The sequence below is a fragment of the Photobacterium sp. SKA34 genome (assembly GCF_000153325.1).
Lineage (GTDB): Bacteria > Pseudomonadota > Gammaproteobacteria > Enterobacterales > Vibrionaceae > Photobacterium.
Map to the genome: position 1 here is coordinate 444,102 of NZ_CH724143.1, position 20,194 is coordinate 464,295.

Sequence of the window (20,194 nt, forward strand, 5' to 3'; positions counted from 1 at the left end):
TTACGATGTTGGAAAGACGCCTTACCTTCTATTGTGGTCACACTGGATTACCCCTTTATCAGTTAGACAAATTGAAAAAGCTCGCCAGCTATTTTACTGCCGATGTGCAGGTGTTTAACTTGCAATTGTTACGCTCTGAGTCGGTAACCAAGCCTTTGCGCATTTCAACTCTTGCAAGTAAACCTTATCAATTGTGTCAGCTTGTTATCACAGGCGTGGATGCTGAATTAGCCTTATTGGTGCTGACTGATTTTATTCACGAATATGCTTGTCCGTTATTGTTGCCATTGAGCGATAGTAAGGGGAATAGTATTTTAAAACAGCGTATGACATTGCTAGATTTTCCTCTTTCTTTTATCACGCCGAAAAAAATTCAGGTCGATAATACGAAAGCACAATTATTAGCAACGATGACACGCTCGCTGGTGGATGAAAAGGTGATTAAAGTCGATGATTATCAAGAGGTGTTAGCTGCGATAGAAAAGCGTGAAAGTATTTCTGCGACTGTGATGGGTAATGGTATTGCGATGCCCCATGTGATGATAGAACCCATTACTCAGCCTGCAATGGTAATTTCCTGTTGTCAGAAAATGGATTGGCACAGCGCACGAGGAGATGTAGGTAAGGTATTAATGATGGTATTACCCAAGCCCTTATCACGTTCAGTGCTAATGGCTTTTTCTCGGTTTTCAAAGCAACTATTACAAGATCGTTATGCAGATGCTTTGCGCCAAGCCTCTGATAGTAATGTCATACAAGCGCTGATCATTGAGGTGATGCTAGCGTCTGATTAAGGTTGCGATATTCAGTTGGTGTACGAGCTGTTTTGTTTTTAAATACTCGACAAAAGTAATTCATATCTTGAAACCCGCATCGAGTTGCTACTTCCGCTAAACGAAAATTGTATTTCTTGAGCATAAATTTTGCGCGTTCTAACCGTACCCAGCAGATGTAATCTGCTAATCGCATATGCCCCTGCTGTCTAAATAAGCGCGAGAGGTGATTAGGGGTAATGTTAAAGCGATGAGCGATGGATTCTCGGCTGATCGCGCGGTGAAAATTCTCTTGAATATAAATACAAATCCCTTGATAGAGATCTTCACAACGATTCTTTTTTACCCTATCAGGGGTATTGAGCATAGAACGGCTATAGCTAAGGAGCGCCAACAATAGGTGTTCATCCATTGGTTTTTTCGTTGGTTCTTTTGCCAGCATATTCAATGCCGATAAAATAGGATCAATAGCGTGTCCTGTCGCGGCTTGGATTGAGTGTTTTTGCACATCAAAAAAGTGAGGATTGTCTTTGCTTTTGCTGACTAAACTAAAACCAATTTGTCTTTTACCAAACAGTAGGCTCAATACCGAGCATTCCGTATCCCAATTGGGTTTATTCCAACAGTTTGGTGGGATATACAGAGCATCACCCAGCATCAAGTTAATATCACGAATGCCATATTCACCATCTTCTAATTGATTCATATATTCGCCTTTAAGTACCAATTCAAGACGAGGAAAATTCACTTGATAACTAAATTGTGGTGGTGTGGTGTGATCATTGGCAAACAAAATATGGTTAAAGCTTTCTCGCTCTTCGAGAATAGAATCAATAAGGTTAAGAAATACAGTATCCATTATTGCCGCCAATAAAACTGAGTTGTAAGGATTGTGAGTTAGGAATGAATCTTTACGGTTTCTTTTGCTATAGTGCAGCGCAATATATTGTAAAACATGAGCCAACCAATGGATTATATCGAATAAGGTTGTATTGTGACCTTGATGGATGTTCCACTTTTTGATTTATGTACCATTTACGATCGTTTAAATGGTATTCCTCTTTGTAATTTTTATGATTTGCTAAGTGGAATACGATTTCATCGATGCACAACGATAATAAATTTAGGAATTAATATGGCTGGTACTCACCGTTCTGTGTTTTTTAAAATGAATAATGTGATTCAAGATTATGCATGGGGAAGTAAAACCTCGATTAAATCTTTGTTTGATATCGCGAACCCTGATGCTAAACCACAAGCAGAATTATGGATGGGCGCCCATGCGAATGGTTGCTCTAAAATTGAAGTACAGGGGAAGTCGGTAAAGTTGTCTGACTTCATTGCAACGGATCCGGATGCGATCATTGGTGTGCAAACCCAGCAACAATTTAGTGAGCTGCCGTATTTATTTAAAGTGTTAGCGGCAGAAAAAGCACTGTCTATTCAGGTTCACCCAAATAAGCAGCAAGCAGAAGTAGGCTTTGCGAAAGAAGAGCAAATGGGCATTGCTCGTAATGCGGCGAACCGTAATTACAAAGATCCAAACCACAAGCCAGAGTTAGTCTTTGCGTTAACACCGTACCAAGCGATGAATGGTTTCCGCCAAATTGAAGACATTGCTGCGCAGTTCAATGCACTTGAAATTCAATCTATCAGTGAGTTAGTAGCAGCATTTAATGCCAATCAAACGGAAGCGGGCTTACGTGATTTCTTTACTGCAATGTTATCGCTTGAAGGTGAGCAAAAAGCTTCGGCTGTAAACGCATTATTGGCTTACAGTGAAGCACATAACGATCTACCATTGTTTGCTTTATTATTAGAGTTAGCCGAGCAATATCCTGGTGATATTGGTTTATTTGCACCATTAATGCTAAATGTATTAACCCTTCAACCGGGTGAAGCGATGTTCCTTAGTGCCTGTACGCCACATGCCTACATTAAAGGTACGGGTTTAGAAATCATGGCGAACTCCGATAATGTATTGCGCGCAGGTTTAACGCCAAAATACATGGATGTACCAGAGCTCGTTACAAATACTTATTTTACACCAATGGCTTTTGATTCATTGTTGTTAGCCCCAACACAAGCTGAAAATGGTCTACATTACGCAATCCCAGTTCCTGACTTTAAGTTCAGTGTTTACAAGCAAGTAGACAACATTCGTCTTACGGTGAATAGTGCTGAAATAGTCTTTGCCATTGATGCACCAGTAACATTGACCCATGGTGATGGTGATGGTGTCGTAATAGAGAAAGGTCAGTCAGTGTTTATTCCTGCTTATACTGAGCTGTATCAAGTAACTTGTGTTGGTACATTTGCCCGCGCCTATAACTAAGCATATCTAACGACTTAGCACTTATTTAAAGCGACAGAATTTTCTGTCGCTTTTTTGTTTTTGATAGTGTGAAGTATTTCACTAAAAGTAGGTTGATATTGAATATCAGATGCGTGTTATTTCTAGTTGTTTAAAATTTAGCGTTACAGGTTGTCATATGTGCTTGAACTTCTTTTCTTATTTAAATTGCTGATAAATAATGTTTTTCACCTTTATTTGAACCATTTTATTACGTTTTAATAAAGTGTGTGATAGTTCACATCCTTATTGTTAGGTTACATTTATCCAGCTAAAGCCTTTTTTATGCTCTATTTTGAAGCTGCCAAACACCAGACAATATTCCCATACTCAAATCCATCAAATTCAGTGTGATGGACGATAAAAATAATTCTTGGGGATAGAACATGATCACTTCCTTGATCAACGAAAGCTTAATTAACCTTAATCTTAAGGCGAAAACCAAAGATAACGTGTTTAATGAAATGGCTGAAATATTAGCAGCGCAAGGGCGCGTGGCTGATAAAGCTCAATTCATTGCTGATGTAAAAGCACGTGAAGAATTAGGCAATACAGGATTTGAAGAAGGGATCGCTATCCCTCATGCCAAAAGTGCAGCCGTTGCACAACCTGCTGTAGCGATTGGTGTTAGCCGTACAGGTATTGAATACGGCGCAGAAGATGGTAAACCATCACAATTGTTTTTCATGATCGCATCACCTGATAACGGCGATAATCATCATATTGAAGTATTAGCTGAACTCTCATCAAAGTTGATTGAAGATGGTTTTGTTGAGAAGTTCTTAGCCGCTAAGACTGAAAAAGAAGCCTTAGCTTTATTACTTGAAGAAAAAGAGCAAGCCGTCACGCAAGCACAAACGAAAGGTTTGATCATTGGTGTGACAGGTTGTCCTGCCGGGATTGCTCATACTTACCTTGCCGCAGAGGCATTGGAAAAAGCAGGTGCTGAGCTTGGCTATGAAGTAAAAGTAGAAACCAATGGCTCAATTGGTGTCAAGAACTCCCCAACAGCTGAAGAAATTGCTCGTGCAGAAGCGATTGTGGTTAGCTGTGATAAGCAAGTAGACATGGCTCGCTTTGCTGGTAAAAAACTGATTAAAACCGGTGTAAAAGCACCAATTAAAGATGCAAAAGGCTTAATTCAACAAGCGTTAGTGGCGAAAGCTTATGAAGCTGATGGTGATGACACTTCTGACTCTAGCGAAAGCAAAGTCGCGCAAACCCGTTCAAACTTATATCGCTATTTGATGAACGGTGTATCCCATATGATCCCATTTGTGGTAACAGGTGGATTGTTAATCGCATTGTCACTGGCCATTGGTGGTCAACCCACTGATTCTGGTATGCAAATTCCAGCGGGTAGTTTATGGCAAAAAGTGCTCGACGTTGGTGTTGTTGCATTTACCTTAATGATCCCAATTCTTGCGGGTTACATTGCTTTTGCGATTGGTGATCGTCCTGCATTAGCACCGGGTTTCATTGGCGGTTGGATTGCTAATAACGGTTCATTTTATGACGCAAGTGCGGGTACTGGCTTTATTGGTGCCATTGTTGCAGGCTTGCTGGTGGGTTACTTCGTTCGTTGGGTTGCAACACGTAATTACCATAAGATGGTGCAGCCATTAGTGCCGATTCTTATTGCGCCAATTACTGGCACCTTGTTTATTGCTAGTTTATTTATCTTCGTTATTGGTGCGCCAATCGCTGGATTGATGGATAGCATGAATAGCATGCTTACTGAAATGAGCACAGGTAACGTAGTATTACTTGGTATTGTACTGGGTGGTATGGCTGGCTTTGATATGGGCGGTCCTTTTAACAAAGTCGCGTTCTTGTTCTCTGTCGGTATGATTGCCAATGGCCAAACGCAATTCATGGGTGCTATGGCATGTGCAATTCCAGTCGCTCCTTTAGGCATGGGCTTAGCAACAGTACTTGGTCGTAAGTTAAATATCTTTGAGCAATCAGAAGTTGAAGCAGGTAAAGCGGCGGGTGCAATGGGCTTAGTAGGTATCTCTGAAGGTGCAATTCCATTTGCTGCGCAAGATCCATTGTCTGTGATTCCAGCAAACGTCTTAGGTAGTATGGTTGCTGCAGTGATGGCGTTCTCTTTTGGTATTACTAACAGTGTGGCACACGGTGGTCCAGTGGTGGCATTACTGGGTACGATGAACAAACCTGCGCTTGCAATACTATGTATGGCATCTGGTATGGTTGTTACTGCTCTTGTTGCGGTAACACTCAAGAAAGTACGTAAAGCTAAGGCTGAACGAGCGTTAGCAACCGCTTAATTACTAATATAAAGAGCTAAATAAAAGCGATGGGTAAAAGCCTGTCGCTTTTTTGTTTCTGAAAAACTGGACTGGCGGTAATTTGCACACTTGTTCTTGCAATCTATCGGACAACTTTGCACTATGTCAGTATTAGTAAAATTAAAAATGCATGTAAGCATAGAGATATCACAGAGGAAGTAATGGCAGGAAATACGATTGGACAACTATTTCGCGTCACCACATTTGGCGAAAGCCATGGCTTGGCGCTGGGCTGTATTATAGATGGCTGCCCACCGGGACTCGCATTAACTGAAGCTGATATGCAGCATGATTTGGATCGCCGTCGCCCGGGAACATCAAAATATACTACGCAACGTCGCGAACCTGATGAAGTGAAAATTCTATCTGGCGTATTTGAAGGTGTAACAACGGGCACATCTATCGGTTTATTGATTGAAAATACCGATCAACGCTCTAAAGATTACTCAAATATTCAAGACTTATTTCGTCCAGGACATGCCGATTACACCTACCATCAAAAATATGGGGTACGTGATTACCGTGGTGGTGGTCGCTCATCTGCTCGTGAGACGGCAATGCGTGTTGCTGCTGGCTCTGTGGCAAAGAAATACCTAAAGCAAGTACATGGTATTGAAGTGCGCGCTTACCTATCACAAATGGGCGATGTAAAAATCGATAAGGTCGATTGGGATCAAATCGAACAGAATGCATTCTTCTGCCCAGACGTTGATAAAGTTGAAGCTTACGATGAACTGATCCGTAAGTTGAAAAAAGAAGGCGACTCAATCGGTGCGAAAATTACCGTGGTTGCTCAAAATGTCCCTGTTGGTTTAGGTGAACCCGTTTTTGATCGCTTGGATGCCGATATTGCGCACTCTTTAATGAGTATTAATGCGGTAAAAGGTGTGGAAGTTGGTGACGGCTTTGATGTGGTTGAACAACGTGGAAGCGAACACCGTGATGCGATGACACCGGAAGGATTTAAAACTAATCATGCTGGGGGCATTTTAGGTGGTATTTCATCTGGTCAAGATGTTGTGGCACATATTGCCCTTAAGCCAACATCAAGCATTACGGTTCCGGGTGAAACCATTACTAAGCAGGGTAAATCAGCGGAAGTTGTGACGAAAGGTCGCCACGATCCATGTGTTGGCATTCGTGCGGTACCTATTGCTGAAGCCATGTTAGCGATTACTTTAATGGATCATCTATTACGTCATCGCGGTCAAAACGCAGATGTTGTTACTGATACACCGAGGATTTAATTTATATAAAACTGATATATAAAAAAGCCACGCCTTGATGTATTCAGCGTGGCTTTGTCTTATCTGGGAATAATATGGTGAATATTAATGAAAGGATTCTTCTTTAAACTCAAACACAGGTAAGCTCCAGCTAAAGTACACTGCAGCCATGCGTAGGCTAAAACCTGTAATCAAGGTACATAGTGTGGTGATATCTGGGTGTACACCTATATAAGACATGACGTAATACATGATGCCAGCAATGAATGCGACTGATGCATAAAGCTCTTTATGCAGCACCATAGGTTTACGACGAGTGATCATATCACGTAGCAAACCACCAAATACGCCTGTCACAACAGCCGCAACGACACAAATTATTGGAGAAAGCCCCATTGTCATCGCGACTTGACATCCAATAATACTAAATACGATTAAGCCGATAGCATCGAGCAAGATAAACACTTTATGAAAACGTACAACCCAACGGGCAAAGTAGGTAGTTAAGATCCCTGCAACGCAAGTGACCACTAAGTATTGTGGGTGTGCAACCCAGCCTAAAGGGTAGTGACCGAGTAATATGTCACGAACTGTCCCTCCACCAATTGCAGTAGCACTTGCAACTAGCATTACTCCAAACCAATCCATGTGGCGTTTACCTGCAGCTAGTGCACCGGTCATCGCTTCTGCCGTAATGCCAATAATGTATAAAACTGAAAGCAGCATGGTAATAATCGTCCTAAAAGAAATTGGGCTGATTGTATTTGTGATAGTCATCTACTTCTAATGAAAAGAAAATATTTATACATGAATTTAATTAATCCTATATTGATAACTTAGTATTTAGGTTTATTATTCTTCAAGTGGCGTATACAGTCTTTTATTAAAGTAGTTGGCTGAAAAGCAATCAAAAATTGCTGTGTTATTTATAAAATGACAAGAATATGACGTTTGTCATAGTCTGTAATCTTAAGAATATTCGCACTTAGATTCACTGCATTGTATAATCGATAAGTTATGTATTTTAGAAGTTACCATTAGTATGAGACATGATTACAACGACTTAATCTTCATTTTTAATGGGTTATTTTTAGAAAGCCTCAATACAGAGTTACTTCTAGGCGGTGAAGAGCCAATTTATCAGCCTGCTTCTAGTGAGCGACAGCATAATCAGATAATTTTTGCCCGTGGCTATTTTGCCTCGGCAATGCATGAGTTAGCACACTGGTGTATTGCAGGTGTAGAAAGACGAAAATTAGAAGATTATGGTTATTGGTATGAACCTGATGGACGTTCAGAGGCAGTTCAAGCAGCGTTCGAGAAAGTAGAGATTAAACCACAGGCCATAGAGTGGATTTTATCAGCAAGTTGCGGGTTTAAATTCCAAGTAAGTTGTGACAATTTGAGTGGTGACTGTGAGCCTGATAGGGTAGCGTTCACGTTAAAAGTACGTGAGCAAGCACTAACCTATTTAGAGTGCGGAATTTCAGGGCAAGCAAAAATGTTATCTGATGCTTTTCGAGCTTTTTATGATATCAAACAGTTAACAGAACAGGATTTCATACAACCCTCTCGATATAACGAAATGTGTTGTGTATAGGATAAGAAATGATAATTCAAGAATACGAAGAGAAGCTATTATTGCTTATCGACGATGGAATAGACACAGCAACAGATGATGAGTTGTTTGCTGGTGGTTATTTACGTGGGCATATTTCATTAGCGGCAGCTGATTGTGAGTCTGAAAATGAATCACTACTATCATTAATGAAGGATAAAGTAGAACAAAGCATTGCTGATGCAAAAAGTGAGCTTTCTCCTTCTGATTATGTTCTTGTATGCCAAATGTGGCAAAAGATTTCGGCTTAGTTTTTAGGTTTGTGGAAAAATAATGAGTAATATTCAAGCTGTAAATAACTCATCAAATGATGAAATTGATTTAGCTGAGTTAGTCAAAACACTTTGGCAAGGTAAGGTGACAATTGCTTTATGTTCAATTGTTTTCACTGTCTGTGCAATTGTTTATGCACTGACTGCTCAGCAGTGGTGGACTTCAGATGCTACTGTAACCAGAGGGCAGTACAAGGATACAGCTAACATTCGTAGTCAAGTGACGAACCTATACTCTGTAATTGATGTTTCAAAAGTCAATAATATTTTTGAAAGTGGTCGTCTACTGAACGAATTCATAACAGAATTTAATGCATTCGATAACAAAAAAGCATTTTTAGAGCAAAATTCTATCATTGAACAATATGCAAAAGATGATGGTGTTAATAAGGAAGATAAAGGCAAATTTATTGCTTTTTGGGCGAAAAAAATTGACGCCTCTCTGAACGATGAAAAAAAACGACCAAATGTTTACAAGTTGAGCTTTGAAGCTAGAAGTTCTGAAGCAGCACATGATTTACTCAAAGCATATTCCTCATTTATAACAGATCAAGTTCGCGATGAAGCTTTCTCTGTTATCGCATCAAAAATTGCACACAATAAGCAAATTTTGTTAGCTTCAAAAGAGTCTTTAGAGTTGAAAGCGAAAGAAAAACAGAAAGCGCTTTTATTGAAAACTAATTATGCTCTAGATATTGCTCGTTCTGCGAAGGTTAATAAGCCGTTGGCAGACGTAAATTTAACGGGTGTATTTCCTATACAACTTGGTACTGAAGGGTTAAAAGAACAAAGTAACATATTAAAATCAATGAAAGATCTTAGTTTCTTTGAGCCAAGTTTAACCCAAATTAAGATTAAGTTAGGGCTACTATCAAAAATTTACTTAGACAAAGATACAGCAATGAAAAGCGTGCGTTATCTAAAAGATATTGATTACCCAATCAGTCGTGATAAACCAAAGCGTTCACTCATTGCTGTACTAGGTTTCTTACTTGGTATGATGCTTGGTGTTGCAATTGTTTTATTAAAGAGCGCGTTTAATAAAAACGCTAAATAAGATAATTTAACGCAGAAGAAAGTTAGAACATAAATGAAAGGCTAAGTACTATATTACTTAGCCTTTTTGTTTATTGAATAAAATTAAACGGAGTTAACCATGTTCAACAAAATCCTCGTGGTATGTGTCGGCAACATTTGTCGCTCTCCTTCGGGTGAACGTATATTGCATAAAAAGTTACCGGCCAAACACATCGCTTCTGCAGGTATTGCAACCCAAAAAAGCGGGTTAGTTGGTAAGGGGGCTGATGCGATGGCATGTGAGGTGATGGGGAAATATGGTGTTGATTTATCTGATCATAAAGCGAAGCAACTAACGCCTGAGTTATGTCATGAATATGATCTGATTTTAGTGATGGAAAAGGGGCACATTGAAGCTGTGACCAATATTGCGCCTGAAGCTCGAGGTAAAACCATGCTGTTTGGACAATGGATTGGTCAACGTGACATTCCAGATCCATACCGTCAAAGTCGTGAAGCGTTTGAGCATTCATTAATGTTAGTAGAGCAAGCCTCACAAGCGTGGTCGGCTAAACTTTAATTTTTCGTTTATAAATATGGTTTACTTGCTTACTGAGTAATACGTTACTTATGTGTTACATAGCTGTTTTTCGTTGATTTCGTGAGCCGGCTCTGATTCTAGTTGTTAATATTTCTATCATGGTAATAGCTCTGTCATTATCAAAAATTGGACGAAATATAAACACAAGGAATGTTCGTGGATATTATTCACCATGGAGCCAAAACTGGCGTAACAGGCTCTTGTCATGAGTTAGTTATTGGTAATAGCAGCCTATTAGTTGATTGTGGTCTTTTTCAGGGCGCTGAAAATAAGAATAATAAGTTTGATATTGAATTCGATGTTAAACGTATTGAAGCGCTCTTGATCACTCATAGCCATATTGACCATATTGGTCGTATTCCATGGTTACTTGCCGCTGGTTTTACCGGTCCAATTTATGCGACAGAAGCAACGGCAGCATTATTGCCGTTAATGCTTGAAGATGGTTTAAAAATCCAATTAGGATTTAACTCTCAGCAATGTAAGCAATTTATACAACTGATTCAGCAAAAAATACGTCCTGTCCCTTATGATTGTTGGGCGAAAGTCGTTTTATTAAATGGAGACAGCGTCTCTGTTCGCTTTCGTCAAGCTGGTCATATCTTAGGCTCTGCCTATATAGAAGTAGAACTTCCTGACCAAAATATTGCCGTATTTAGTGGCGATCTTGGTCCTTGTAATACGCCGTTATTAACTGATCCTGTATCCCCTGAAAAAGCAGATTTGCTTGTGATTGAAAGTACTTATGGCGATAAAGCCCTACATGATACTCAGCAACGTGAAGTTCATTTGCGGAAAATTATAGAACATTCATTACAAGATGGTGGAGCGATCTTAATTCCTGCTTTCAGTGTGGGTCGAACACAAGAGCTATTGTTTGATATCGAGAATATATTAGCAGATGTATTAACAGGTTCGAGTCATGATAATACTTATCGATGCTGGAAATCGTTACCCGTAATCTTAGATTCACCGTTAGCCTTGAAAGTGACAGAGCAATATCGCCATTTTCAAGAGTTATGGTCAAAAGAAGCAAAAGATAGTCGTTATATGGGGCGTCATCCTCTTTCTTTTGAGCAATGCGTGACAATAGAAAAACATCAAGATCATATCGAGTTAGTTAATCGCTTAAAGCATTCAGGGGAGCCTGCAATAATCGTCGCGGCTAGTGGGATGTGTGCAGGTGGGCGTATCGTTAATTATTTAGAAGCGTTATTGCCAGACTCCAGAACTGATGTCATTTTTGCTGGATATCAAGCAGAAGGAACACTGGGGCGCGAGTTATGTCATGGCGATAAACAAGTTGAAATACATGACCAAGTTATAGATGTTAACGCCAGTATCTATCAAATGTCTGGCTATTCAGCTCATGCGGCACAAGACGATTTAGTCCGATTTGTTGCTGGGATTAATGATGGTCCCTCTGTGATCCGTGTTGTTCATGGTGATGTTATTGCGCAAACACAACTGGCAAACTGCTTACAAGAGTGTAAGCCTGAAGCTCATATCATTATTGCTGCTAATGAATAGCAATATAATTAAATAGAGTTTCTAATGTCTTTTTTGAGAGTGATTACGCTGTTTGCTCTCAATACAATAATGTGCATCGAGTAACATAATATTAATGGTTTTAATTTCATTTCAATTATAAATAAGAGCTGAATCTGAAAAATATCTAAAATTTAGTCTTTACGCTTTTTATTTATCACTTCTTATCAATATTCAAACTAAGGTAGTCATCACCCTATATTTGGCTCATTGTTATCTTAGCTGTTGTTCTTATTTTTATTGTGAAGCTAGAAGCATTAGCCGCTAGTTACAATGATAAATAAGGACACTCATGAAAGCTATTTTACCTCTTATGATAGTCGCTCTATTAAGCTCTTCAGCAATTGCTGCTGATTCTCCTGTTGTTGCGGGTTACTTTGCCGACTGGCAATACAATAATGAAGCTAATCCTTACACTGTTAAAGATATTCCTGCAGATAAACTTACTCATGTTATTTATGCTTTTTTAAGCATGTGTGGTCCACATCAAGGCGCGATTGATGCGGTTCAGAAACAAATTAAAGAGGCATGTGAAGGTAAAGCACCGTTTAGTGCAGTGATTGTTGATCAAGTATCTGCATTGCAGAAAGACTTTGGGCCGACGAAAGCTAAGGTTGCTTATAAAGGACATTTTGCTCAGCTTAAAGATTTAAAAAATGAAAAGCCGGAACTTAAAATATTGCCTTCTTTTGGTGGTTGGACAATGTCTGAACCTTTCCATGCAATGGCGAAAGATAAAGAGTCGATTGAACACTTTTCCAAATCAGCCGTAGAACTGATTGCTGAGTATGACTTTTTCGATGGTATTGATTTAGATTGGGAATACCCAGGTGGTGGCGGTTTAACAACGTCTCCTTGGAATCCTGATACTAAACTATCGGATGAGCAGAAAGCATCAGAAAAAGAAGCGTATACTCATTTAGTGAAAACACTACATGCTGAGTTAGACAACTTAGAGAAGAAAACCGGGCGTCAATATGAGCTTTCTACTGCTGTTGGTGTAGGAAGTAAAGCTGAGTCGATTGATTGGGTTGCTGTTGCACCGCACTTAACCAATATGTTTGCGATGACTTATGATTATTTAGGTGGCTGGGGGATACAAACAGGGCATTTAACGAATCTTCATGCTACGGATAATGGTTGGTGGGGAATGGGCACCGATGTCTTTGTGAATAAAATGATTTCTCTTGGTATCCCTGCCGATAAATTAGTCGTTGGTGCGGCGTTTTATGGTAGAGGCTGGGAAGGAACCAAAGGATTCGATGGCAAGGCTATTCCGAAAGAGCTTTCTTCTACGCAAGGTGCAAGTTTTGGTACGTCAGCACAAGAGCCTGGTTACTTTATGTATTGGGATTTAAAACGTAACTATACAAAAGCACAAGGCTATATCTCTGGCTATGATGAGAAAGCTGAGGCGCCTTACTTGTGGAATGAAGAGAAACAAGTTTTTATTAGTTATGATGATTCACACTCGGTAAAAGCCAAAGCTGATTGGGTAAAGAAAAACAAGCTTGCAGGTCTTTTTGTATGGGATTTATCTGGCGATGAAAATAATGAATTAATGAATGTTATGTCGGCAGAATTGAAGTAACGGTACAACAAAGAAAACGCAATAAATTATCCGCCAGTAATCAGAGGATAGTCATTGCGCTTTTTTATTAATTTACAGTACTTGAATTGCTTTGCCTTTAAGTAGCTTTCTGACCCACATGCGTCCAGGATGGAGCGCTTCAAGTACGTCAAGTGGTAGTGGTAATGGATCGCCGCAAATTTGCGATGCTAAGAGTTCGCCGAGTAATGGCGCTGAGCTTAATCCTCGAGAGCCTAAACCAACTATAGCAAAAAGATTATTATAGGTTGGGACAGCTTTCGCTGACGTTTGATTATCTCTAAGATCATCGTATTGTTGTAATAAATCATCATAACGACAAACATTACCCACATACGGTAAGTGATCACGTACCGCACAGCGAATGCCAACACGTGCTCTGTTTTGAATATCAAAGCCATCTATATCTATCTGTTTAGGCCACTCAATATTAGGTAAACAGTTTACTAACCGTTGTTTGTTATCTTGTTGATCATTTTCATTAAAGTTAAGGTCTATATTACTACGATCGTAGCTGGCTCCAATACAATGACTCTGTGTCTCAGGGTTCATTGGTGTGAGATAGCCGTTATAACAAAGTACAGTTTTTAGCTTGCCCAGTGATGGATCTGTCGGCACATGGCTGACTTGCCCGCGAACAGAAGATGCAGGGATCTGCTGGGTTTGTGGATATTGATTAAAGCGGTGACCATTAGCCAAAATAACCGTGCTATGTTGTGCTTGACTTCCATCAGTGAAGGTAAGCTGCCATTGCGTTTTTTTAACTTGATCTAACTGACATAATTCTTTTTGTGTTTTTAGTGTCAGTTTCCCTTCATTCACGGCATGTTCAATTAATGCTGTGGTTAACTCTTTAGGTGATAACCAGCCGCCAAGCGGGTAATGAACACTTTCAAAGCCCGTTTCAACCCCTGTGATTTGCTCAGTTTGTTCTTTATCGAGTTTATGAACAAGTTCAGATGCAAAACCACCATTGATGATATTTGCGAGTTTATGGCTTGATTTATCATCCCATGCTAATTGGGTCACGCCGCACCAGTTATGACTAAAATCGACGTGAATTGCGGATTGCTCTATAAGTTGTCTCGCGAAGATAAAAGCGCTAGAGAAAAAACGAGATAGCCTATCGTTACTACCATTTAATAATGGGTAGACAGCACCTTGTCGGTTCCCTGAAGCGCCTTCAGCAAGTTCATTGTCAGCGCAATATAATGTGACATGTTGACCACGGCGGATCAAAGCTAATGCGGTAGTTGCAGATGCGATACCACCACCAATAATAGCAATATTTGAGTTTGACTCTGTTTGTGCTTCACGATTATACCAAGGCGTAATATTCGTTTTATGTTGGCGTTCAGCAACGTGGCCTACGATCATGTCACGTTTAGTACCAAAGCCTTTGGTTTTGCGCATATCAAAACCGGCTTCAATTAACCCTCGACGAACAAAGCCCGCAGCTGTAAAGGTTGCTACGCTACAACCTTTACGTGCCATTTTAACCATGCCGTTAAATAAGTTTTGGTTCCACATTTCAGGGTTTTTGCTAGGGGCAAAACCATCAAGGAACCATGCATCGATGATACCCTCATCGCCAACCCATACTTGAGGCATACAATCTTTGATATCACCAAACCAGAGATCTAAGGTGATCATGCCATCTTCTAATACGATACGATGACAATCTGTAATAGCTGGAGGGTAATGAGTATGAAGCTGCTCTGCAAGTTCTGCAAGTTCAGGCCATGCTTGATGTGCTTTAATCAAATCTTGTTGAGTAACCGGGAATTTTTCAAAGCTAATAAAATGTAGCTCTGTGGTTGTCGCATCTGGGTGTTGAGAACGGTAATCTTTAAATGCTTTCCATACGGCTAAAAAGTTTAATCCGGTACCAAATCCTGTTTCAGCGATAACAAAACGACGACGGTCGCCGTCAATCCAGCGCTCAGGTAAGCCATTTTGCTTAAGGAAAACATAGCGTGTTTCTTCTAATCCATTAACGTTGGAGAAGTAGACATCATCAAAGTTATTTGAGACGGGGGTTCCCACATCATTCCAATCAAGAACGGCATTTTCAATTTGTAAGGTGGATTTTTCTTGTTGTGAAGAAGACAAAAGGGAAACCTCTTTTATAACGGACAAACGATTATCGAAAACATGGTTTAAATATCACCACTTTTAGGCGTAATATAGAAAGAAATGGCAATTTTGAACCGATTGTACCCGAATATCAGGAAAGCTGACCACTTTTTACCGCTAAAGCCGTTATAGTCGGTAGCTCTGTTATCTCGGTATAACAAACGCCAAACCGCTTTAAGATATGATGTTCCGTTAAAGACGGTATAATTATTGTTATGAACGCGCATCTTAAAGCCGTTTGGGAGTAAACCCGCCGTAGAGAGAGCTCACGGTTAGGCTATATCCAATTAATTTTAGTAGGAAGTCATCATGAAACGAGCCGTAATTACAGGCATGGGCATTGTATCTAGTATTGGTAACAACGTTGCAGAAGTACTAGAGTCATTGAAAACAGGCAAGTCAGGCATTAATTTTTCTGAGCAGTTTGCTGAAATGAAACTACGTTCAAATGTTTGGGGTGATTTAAAAATTAACCCAGCAGAGCATATTGATCGTAAGAAAATGCGTTTCATGGGTGATGCCGCGGCTTTTGCTTATCTGTCAATGGAGCAAGCTGTTGCCGATTCAGGTTTAGCTGAAGATCAAGTTTCTAACGAACGTACAGGTTTAGTTGCAGGTTCTGGCGGTGCATCATCACATAACCAATACCTTGCTGTAGATACGTTACGTGAAAAAGGCGTTAAGCGTGTAGGTCCTTATATGGTACCACGTACGATGTCTTCAACGGTTTCTGCATGTTTAGCAACACCGTTTAAGATCCGTGGTGTTAATTACACCATGAGCTCAGCATGTGCAACATCAGCACACTGTATTGGTCACGCATTAGAGCTAATCCAATTGGGTAAGCAAGACGTTGTTTTTGCTGGTGGTGGTGAAGAGCTAGATTGGTCATTAACAATGATGTTTGACGCAATGGGCGCATTATCAACCAAGTACAATGATGATCCATCAAAAGCATCACGTACTTACGATGCAGATCGCGATGGTTTCGTGATTTCTGGTGGCGGCGGTATGGTTGTCGTTGAAGAGCTAGAACACGCACTAGCACGTGGCGCAAAAATCTACGGTGAGATCGTCGGTTATGGCGCAACATCTGATGGGTACGATATGGTTGCACCTTCTGGTGAAGGCGCAGTTCGTTGTATGAAGATGGCGATGCAAGATCTTGATGCACCAGTTGACTACATTAATACTCACGGCACATCAACACCCGTTGGTGATGTAAAAGAGTTAGGTGCTATTCAAGAGCTGTTTAGTGATAATTGTCCAGCAATCTCAGCAACAAAAGCAATGACAGGTCACGCACTGGGTGCTGCAGGTGTCCATGAAGCCATTTATTCAACACTGATGCTAGAGCACGGTTTTGTTGCACCAAGCATCAATATTGATAACCTAGATGAAGCAGCACAAGGCCTTGACATTGTGACTGATAAGCGTGATGTTGAACTGAAGACGGTAATGTCTAACAGCTTTGGTTTCGGTGGTACTAACGCCACGCTAGTGATCAAGAAATACGAAGCGTAATCGTATTTAATTAATCACCGTTTATATTAAGAAAGAGTCATAAGAGATTATGGCTCTTTTTTTATTCATTCTTTTTCAATAATACAGTGAGATAGTTGTTAGATATTGCTGCTTTTGTTTTTTTTATATGTTTTCAGTTACACTAAAGTCAGTAGGCAAGGGTTTAATTACAGTTACTTGCACATTTATTCATTGAGGTTAATTAATGAAAATTACTGTGGTGGGAACCGGCTATGTCGGTCTGTCTAATGCGGTGCTTTTATCTCAGCATAATGAGGTTGTTGCACTCGATATTATCGAAGAGAAAGTTGCGTTAATTAATCAAGGTCTCTCTCCAATTGTTGATACGGAGATTGAAGCGTTTTTACAGCAGAAAGCTTTGAACCTTGTAGCAACAACGGATGCATCACATGCTTATGATAGCGCTGAGTTTGTCATTATAGCGACCCCAACTGATTATGATCCGATCACTAATTACTTTAATACCAGTTCAGTAGAAGCAGTTATTAAAGATGTGGCCAAGAAAAATCCATCAGCGACCATGGTGATTAAATCAACCGTGCCTGTTGGATATACAGAAAGTATTAAAAAACAGTTTGGCATTACGAATATTATGTTCTCACCAGAGTTCTTACGTGAAGGTCGTGCACTGTACGATAATTTATATCCCTCTCGTATTATTGTCGGTGAACGTTCTGAGCGAGCTGAGATCTTTGCTGGATTATTAAAACAAGGTGCTGAAAAGCAAGATATTGCCGTTTTATTTACAGATTCTACAGAGGCAGAAGCGGTAAAATTATTTTCCAATACTTACCTTGCGATGCGTGTGGCTTATTTTAATGAACTCGACAGCTATGCGGAAGCATTAGGCTTAGATAGTCGTCAGATTATCGAAGGTGTGGGTTTAGATCCTCGTATTGGCAATCATTATAATAATCCATCTTTTGGCTATGGTGGTTACTGTTTACCTAAAGATACTAAGCAATTACGCGCGAATTACCGTGACGTACCTAATAACATTATAGGTGCGATTGTGGATGCGAATACCACACGTAAAGATTTCATTGCTGATTCAATTCTTGCTAAACAACCGAAAGTTGTGGGGGTTTATCGCTTAATAATGAAATCAGGGTCTGATAATTTCCGCGCATCCAGTATTCAAGGCATAATGAAGCGTATAAAAGCCAAAGGTATTGAAGTGGTGCTGTTTGAACCAGTACTGGAAGAAGATGAATTTTTTAATTCAAAAGTAATCAAAGATCTTGAAGAATTTAAAGCGATGTCTGATGTAATTGTTTCTAACCGTATGGCGGTTGAACTTCAAGACGTACAAGAAAAAGTATATACCCGAGACTTGTTCGGGGCTGATTAAGTAAAGCAGGGAAGCCGAAATGAAAATCCTTATTGATGAAAATATGCCGTATGCGTTGGAGTTGTTTAGTGAACTTGGTGAGGTCATCGCCAAACCAGGTCGAAACTTAACGGCTGATGATTTGGTTGGGATCGACGCCCTCATGATTCGCTCGGTGACAAAAGTTAATAACTGTCTGTTAGAAAAAGCCGATAAGCTAAAATTTGTGGGAACGGCAACAGCGGGACAAGATCATGTTGATCAATCGTTATTAGCTGAGCGTGGCATTACTTTTACAGCAGCGCCAGGCTGTAACAAAGTGGGTGTTGCTGAGTATGTGCTTAGTAGCTTAATGATATTAGGGCAGCAACAAGGTTTTTCTATTTTTGACCGTACTGTTGGGATCATTGGCGCTGGTAATGTGGGCTCATATTTGGCGAAGTGTTTAGATGCATTAGGCATTCGTTATCTGTTGAATGATCCATTAAAGCAAGCGGAGGGCGATGATCGTAAATTTGATTCAGTTGAAACTCTACTTGCTGAGTGTGATGTTATTACTACTCATACGCCTTTAACACGTGATGTTGAGTTTCCAACTCATCATTTAGTAAACGAAACTTTTCTTAATGCATTAAAACCCAATACCATATTAATTAATGCAGCTCGTGGTCCTATCGTTGATAATAATGCTTTAAAAGCCGCTCTAGTGGCTTCTCAGAATGGTGCAGGGAAATCACTCACAGCAGTACTTGATGTGTTTGAGCAAGAGCCATTGGTGGATTTAGAGCTACTACCGTATTTAGCTTTTGCGACACCGCATGTAGCTGGATATGGGCTTGAAGGTAAAGCTCGTGGAACAACCATGGTATTTAACCGCTTTTGTGAGTTTCTTGGGGTTGATAAGCAAGTAGATGCGAGTGAACTATTACCTGTTGCGCCAATCCCTCTGGTTGAATTGAGCCGTCAATGGGATGAGGCAAGTTTATTTAGCCTTACCCAATTGGTGTATGATGTACGTAAAGACGACGGTATCTTCCGTCGTCAAATGCAGCTAGCTGGTGACGATAACAGCAAAATGGCCACTGCTTTTGATATGATGCGAAAAAACTACTGGGATCGCCGTGAATATAGTGCAATTACAGTAGCAGGCAAGGCAGATTTTGAGGTAGAGTCGCTGGCTAAATTAGGTTTTACAGTAGTAGAGGTCACTCAATGAGTCAGGAATATGATATCGCAATACTAGGCGCAACAGGTGCTGTCGGCGAAGCTATGGTCGAGGTGCTAGAAGAGCGTAATTTTCCTGTTCGCAATCTTTACTTGCTGGCAAGTGATCGTAGCTCTGGCAAAGTGTTACGTTTTAAAGGTAAATCAGTCCGTGTGAAGAACGTGGAGGATTTCGATTGGGGCCAAGTTCAAATTGCTTTGTTTTCAGCAGGTGCTGAAGCATCACGTCATTGGGCGCCTATCGCCACTGATTTTGGCGTCGTTGTTATTGATAACACATCTGAATTTCGTTATGAATATGATGTTCCCTTAGTGATCCCTGAAGTAAACCCTGAAGCGATTGCTGATTATCGTAACCGTAATATTATTGCAAATCCCAACTGTTCTACGATTCAAATGTTAGTTGCACTTAAGCCAATTCAAGATGCTTACGGTATTGATCGTATTAATGTCGCGACTTATCAATCTGTATCAGGCTCTGGTCGTAAGGGGATTGATGAGCTTGCGGGTCAAACGGCAAAATTACTGAATGGTCTGCCTGCTGAGAACAGCGCTTATGACAAGCAAATTGCATTTAACTGTATACCTCATATCGATGAGTTTATGGACAACGGTTACACCAAAGAAGAA

Annotated in this window: 17 protein-coding genes; 14 read left to right on the plus strand and 3 right to left on the minus strand. The window is 40.2% G+C overall.

The window, feature by feature from the left end; all coding sequences use genetic code 11:
* Positions 1 to 5 precede the first annotated feature (5 nt).
* On the plus strand, positions 6 to 794 hold the full coding sequence (locus SKA34_RS14985) for a PTS sugar transporter subunit IIA (RefSeq protein WP_006646376.1): 789 nt from the start codon (positions 6 to 8) through the stop codon (positions 792 to 794).
* Here SKA34_RS14985 and SKA34_RS14990 read toward each other — a convergent pair.
* A complete protein-coding gene (locus SKA34_RS14990) occupies positions 766 to 1,632 on the minus strand; it encodes an AraC family transcriptional regulator (RefSeq protein WP_006646377.1) in 867 nt (288 codons plus the stop codon). The two genes, SKA34_RS14985 and SKA34_RS14990, sit on opposite strands and share 29 nt — an antisense overlap.
* 276 nt (positions 1,633 to 1,908) lie before the next feature.
* Between SKA34_RS14990 and manA the strand changes: the two genes are divergently transcribed.
* From manA to aroC, 3 genes are all read left to right on the plus strand, one after another.
* Positions 1,909 to 3,108, plus strand: coding sequence for a mannose-6-phosphate isomerase, class I (gene manA, locus SKA34_RS14995; RefSeq protein ID WP_006646378.1), 1,200 nt, complete (start codon positions 1,909 to 1,911; stop codon positions 3,106 to 3,108).
* 404 nt (positions 3,109 to 3,512) lie between these two features.
* Positions 3,513 to 5,417 carry a fructose-specific PTS transporter subunit EIIC gene (locus SKA34_RS15000; RefSeq protein ID WP_006646379.1) on the plus strand — a complete coding sequence of 635 codons (1,905 nt, stop codon included), beginning with the start codon at positions 3,513 to 3,515 and terminating at the stop codon, positions 5,415 to 5,417.
* Between the two features lie 182 nt (positions 5,418 to 5,599).
* Positions 5,600 to 6,685 (plus strand): chorismate synthase, encoded by a 1,086-nt coding sequence (aroC, locus tag SKA34_RS15005; protein WP_006646380.1) that lies wholly within the window; start codon positions 5,600 to 5,602, stop codon positions 6,683 to 6,685.
* An 84-nt stretch (positions 6,686 to 6,769) separates the two neighbouring features.
* On the opposite strand, the gene SKA34_RS15010 is transcribed toward aroC, so the two are convergent.
* The gene (locus tag SKA34_RS15010; RefSeq protein ID WP_006646381.1) at positions 6,770 to 7,390 is read right to left on the minus strand and encodes a trimeric intracellular cation channel family protein; all 621 of its coding nucleotides are present in this window, start codon (positions 7,388 to 7,390) and stop codon (positions 6,770 to 6,772) included.
* 316 nt (positions 7,391 to 7,706) lie between these two features.
* Here SKA34_RS15010 and SKA34_RS15015 point away from each other — a divergent pair, with 316 nt between their 5' ends.
* From SKA34_RS15015 to SKA34_RS15040, 6 genes are all read left to right on the plus strand, one after another.
* Positions 7,707 to 8,264 carry an elongation factor P hydroxylase gene (locus SKA34_RS15015; protein WP_006646382.1) on the plus strand — a complete coding sequence of 186 codons (558 nt, stop codon included), beginning with the start codon at positions 7,707 to 7,709 and terminating at the stop codon, positions 8,262 to 8,264.
* 11 nt (positions 8,265 to 8,275) lie between these two features.
* A complete protein-coding gene (locus SKA34_RS15020; protein ID WP_039860696.1) occupies positions 8,276 to 8,533 on the plus strand; it encodes a YfcL family protein in 258 nt (85 codons plus the stop codon).
* 22 nt (positions 8,534 to 8,555) lie between these two features.
* Positions 8,556 to 9,611, plus strand: a complete 1,056-nt coding sequence (locus tag SKA34_RS15025) for an LPS O-antigen chain length determinant protein WzzB (protein WP_006646384.1) — start codon at positions 8,556 to 8,558, stop codon at positions 9,609 to 9,611.
* A 99-nt stretch (positions 9,612 to 9,710) separates the two neighbouring features.
* Positions 9,711 to 10,151 carry a phosphotyrosine protein phosphatase gene (locus SKA34_RS15030; protein ID WP_006646385.1) on the plus strand — a complete coding sequence of 147 codons (441 nt, stop codon included), beginning with the start codon at positions 9,711 to 9,713 and terminating at the stop codon, positions 10,149 to 10,151.
* Positions 10,152 to 10,328: 177 nt separating this feature from the next.
* Complete coding sequence (locus SKA34_RS15035) at positions 10,329 to 11,702, plus strand: MBL fold metallo-hydrolase (protein WP_006646386.1); 1,374 nt, start codon at positions 10,329 to 10,331, stop codon at positions 11,700 to 11,702.
* Between the two features lie 310 nt (positions 11,703 to 12,012).
* Positions 12,013 to 13,311 carry a glycoside hydrolase family 18 protein gene (locus SKA34_RS15040; protein ID WP_006646387.1) on the plus strand — a complete coding sequence of 433 codons (1,299 nt, stop codon included), beginning with the start codon at positions 12,013 to 12,015 and terminating at the stop codon, positions 13,309 to 13,311.
* A 72-nt stretch (positions 13,312 to 13,383) separates the two neighbouring features.
* On the opposite strand, the gene mnmC is transcribed toward SKA34_RS15040, so the two are convergent.
* Positions 13,384 to 15,441 carry a bifunctional tRNA (5-methylaminomethyl-2-thiouridine)(34)-methyltransferase MnmD/FAD-dependent 5-carboxymethylaminomethyl-2-thiouridine(34) oxidoreductase MnmC gene (gene mnmC / locus SKA34_RS15045; protein ID WP_006646388.1) on the minus strand — a complete coding sequence of 686 codons (2,058 nt, stop codon included), beginning with the start codon at positions 15,439 to 15,441 and terminating at the stop codon, positions 13,384 to 13,386.
* A gap of 333 nt (positions 15,442 to 15,774) precedes the next feature.
* Here mnmC and fabB point away from each other — a divergent pair, with 333 nt between their 5' ends.
* From fabB to SKA34_RS23695, 4 genes are all read left to right on the plus strand, one after another.
* A complete protein-coding gene (gene fabB, locus SKA34_RS15050; protein WP_006646389.1) occupies positions 15,775 to 16,989 on the plus strand; it encodes a beta-ketoacyl-ACP synthase I in 1,215 nt (404 codons plus the stop codon).
* Between the two features lie 205 nt (positions 16,990 to 17,194).
* A complete protein-coding gene (locus SKA34_RS15055) occupies positions 17,195 to 18,361 on the plus strand; it encodes a nucleotide sugar dehydrogenase (RefSeq protein WP_006646390.1) in 1,167 nt (388 codons plus the stop codon).
* A gap of 19 nt (positions 18,362 to 18,380) precedes the next feature.
* Positions 18,381 to 19,556, plus strand: coding sequence for a 4-phosphoerythronate dehydrogenase (locus tag SKA34_RS15060; protein WP_006646391.1), 1,176 nt, complete (start codon positions 18,381 to 18,383; stop codon positions 19,554 to 19,556).
* The coding region (locus SKA34_RS23695; protein WP_006646392.1) for an aspartate-semialdehyde dehydrogenase at positions 19,553 to 20,194 on the plus strand (642 nt) is incomplete at its 3' end. The genes SKA34_RS15060 and SKA34_RS23695, both read left to right, overlap by 4 nt.

Excerpts from the sequence above, each read along its gene's own strand:
- SKA34_RS15025 (WP_006646384.1), top strand. The coding sequence starts at position 8,556 with ATGAGTAATATTCAAGCTGTAAATAACTCATCAAATGATGAAATTGAT.
- SKA34_RS14990 (WP_006646377.1), bottom strand. The coding sequence starts at position 1,632 with ATGGATACTGTATTTCTTAACCTTATTGATTCTATTCTCGAAGAGCGA.
- SKA34_RS14985 (WP_006646376.1), top strand. The coding sequence starts at position 6 with ATGTTGGAAAGACGCCTTACCTTCTATTGTGGTCACACTGGATTACCC.
- SKA34_RS15000 (WP_006646379.1), top strand. The coding sequence starts at position 3,513 with ATGATCACTTCCTTGATCAACGAAAGCTTAATTAACCTTAATCTTAAG.
- SKA34_RS15030 (WP_006646385.1), top strand. The coding sequence starts at position 9,711 with ATGTTCAACAAAATCCTCGTGGTATGTGTCGGCAACATTTGTCGCTCT.
- SKA34_RS15015 (WP_006646382.1), top strand. The coding sequence starts at position 7,707 with ATGAGACATGATTACAACGACTTAATCTTCATTTTTAATGGGTTATTT.
- SKA34_RS15010 (WP_006646381.1), bottom strand. The coding sequence starts at position 7,390 with ATGCTGCTTTCAGTTTTATACATTATTGGCATTACGGCAGAAGCGATG.
- SKA34_RS15040 (WP_006646387.1), top strand. The coding sequence starts at position 12,013 with ATGAAAGCTATTTTACCTCTTATGATAGTCGCTCTATTAAGCTCTTCA.
- manA (WP_006646378.1), top strand. The coding sequence starts at position 1,909 with ATGGCTGGTACTCACCGTTCTGTGTTTTTTAAAATGAATAATGTGATT.
- fabB (WP_006646389.1), top strand. The coding sequence starts at position 15,775 with ATGAAACGAGCCGTAATTACAGGCATGGGCATTGTATCTAGTATTGGT.
- SKA34_RS15055 (WP_006646390.1), top strand. The coding sequence starts at position 17,195 with ATGAAAATTACTGTGGTGGGAACCGGCTATGTCGGTCTGTCTAATGCG.
- aroC (WP_006646380.1), top strand. The coding sequence starts at position 5,600 with ATGGCAGGAAATACGATTGGACAACTATTTCGCGTCACCACATTTGGC.
- SKA34_RS15060 (WP_006646391.1), top strand. The coding sequence starts at position 18,381 with ATGAAAATCCTTATTGATGAAAATATGCCGTATGCGTTGGAGTTGTTT.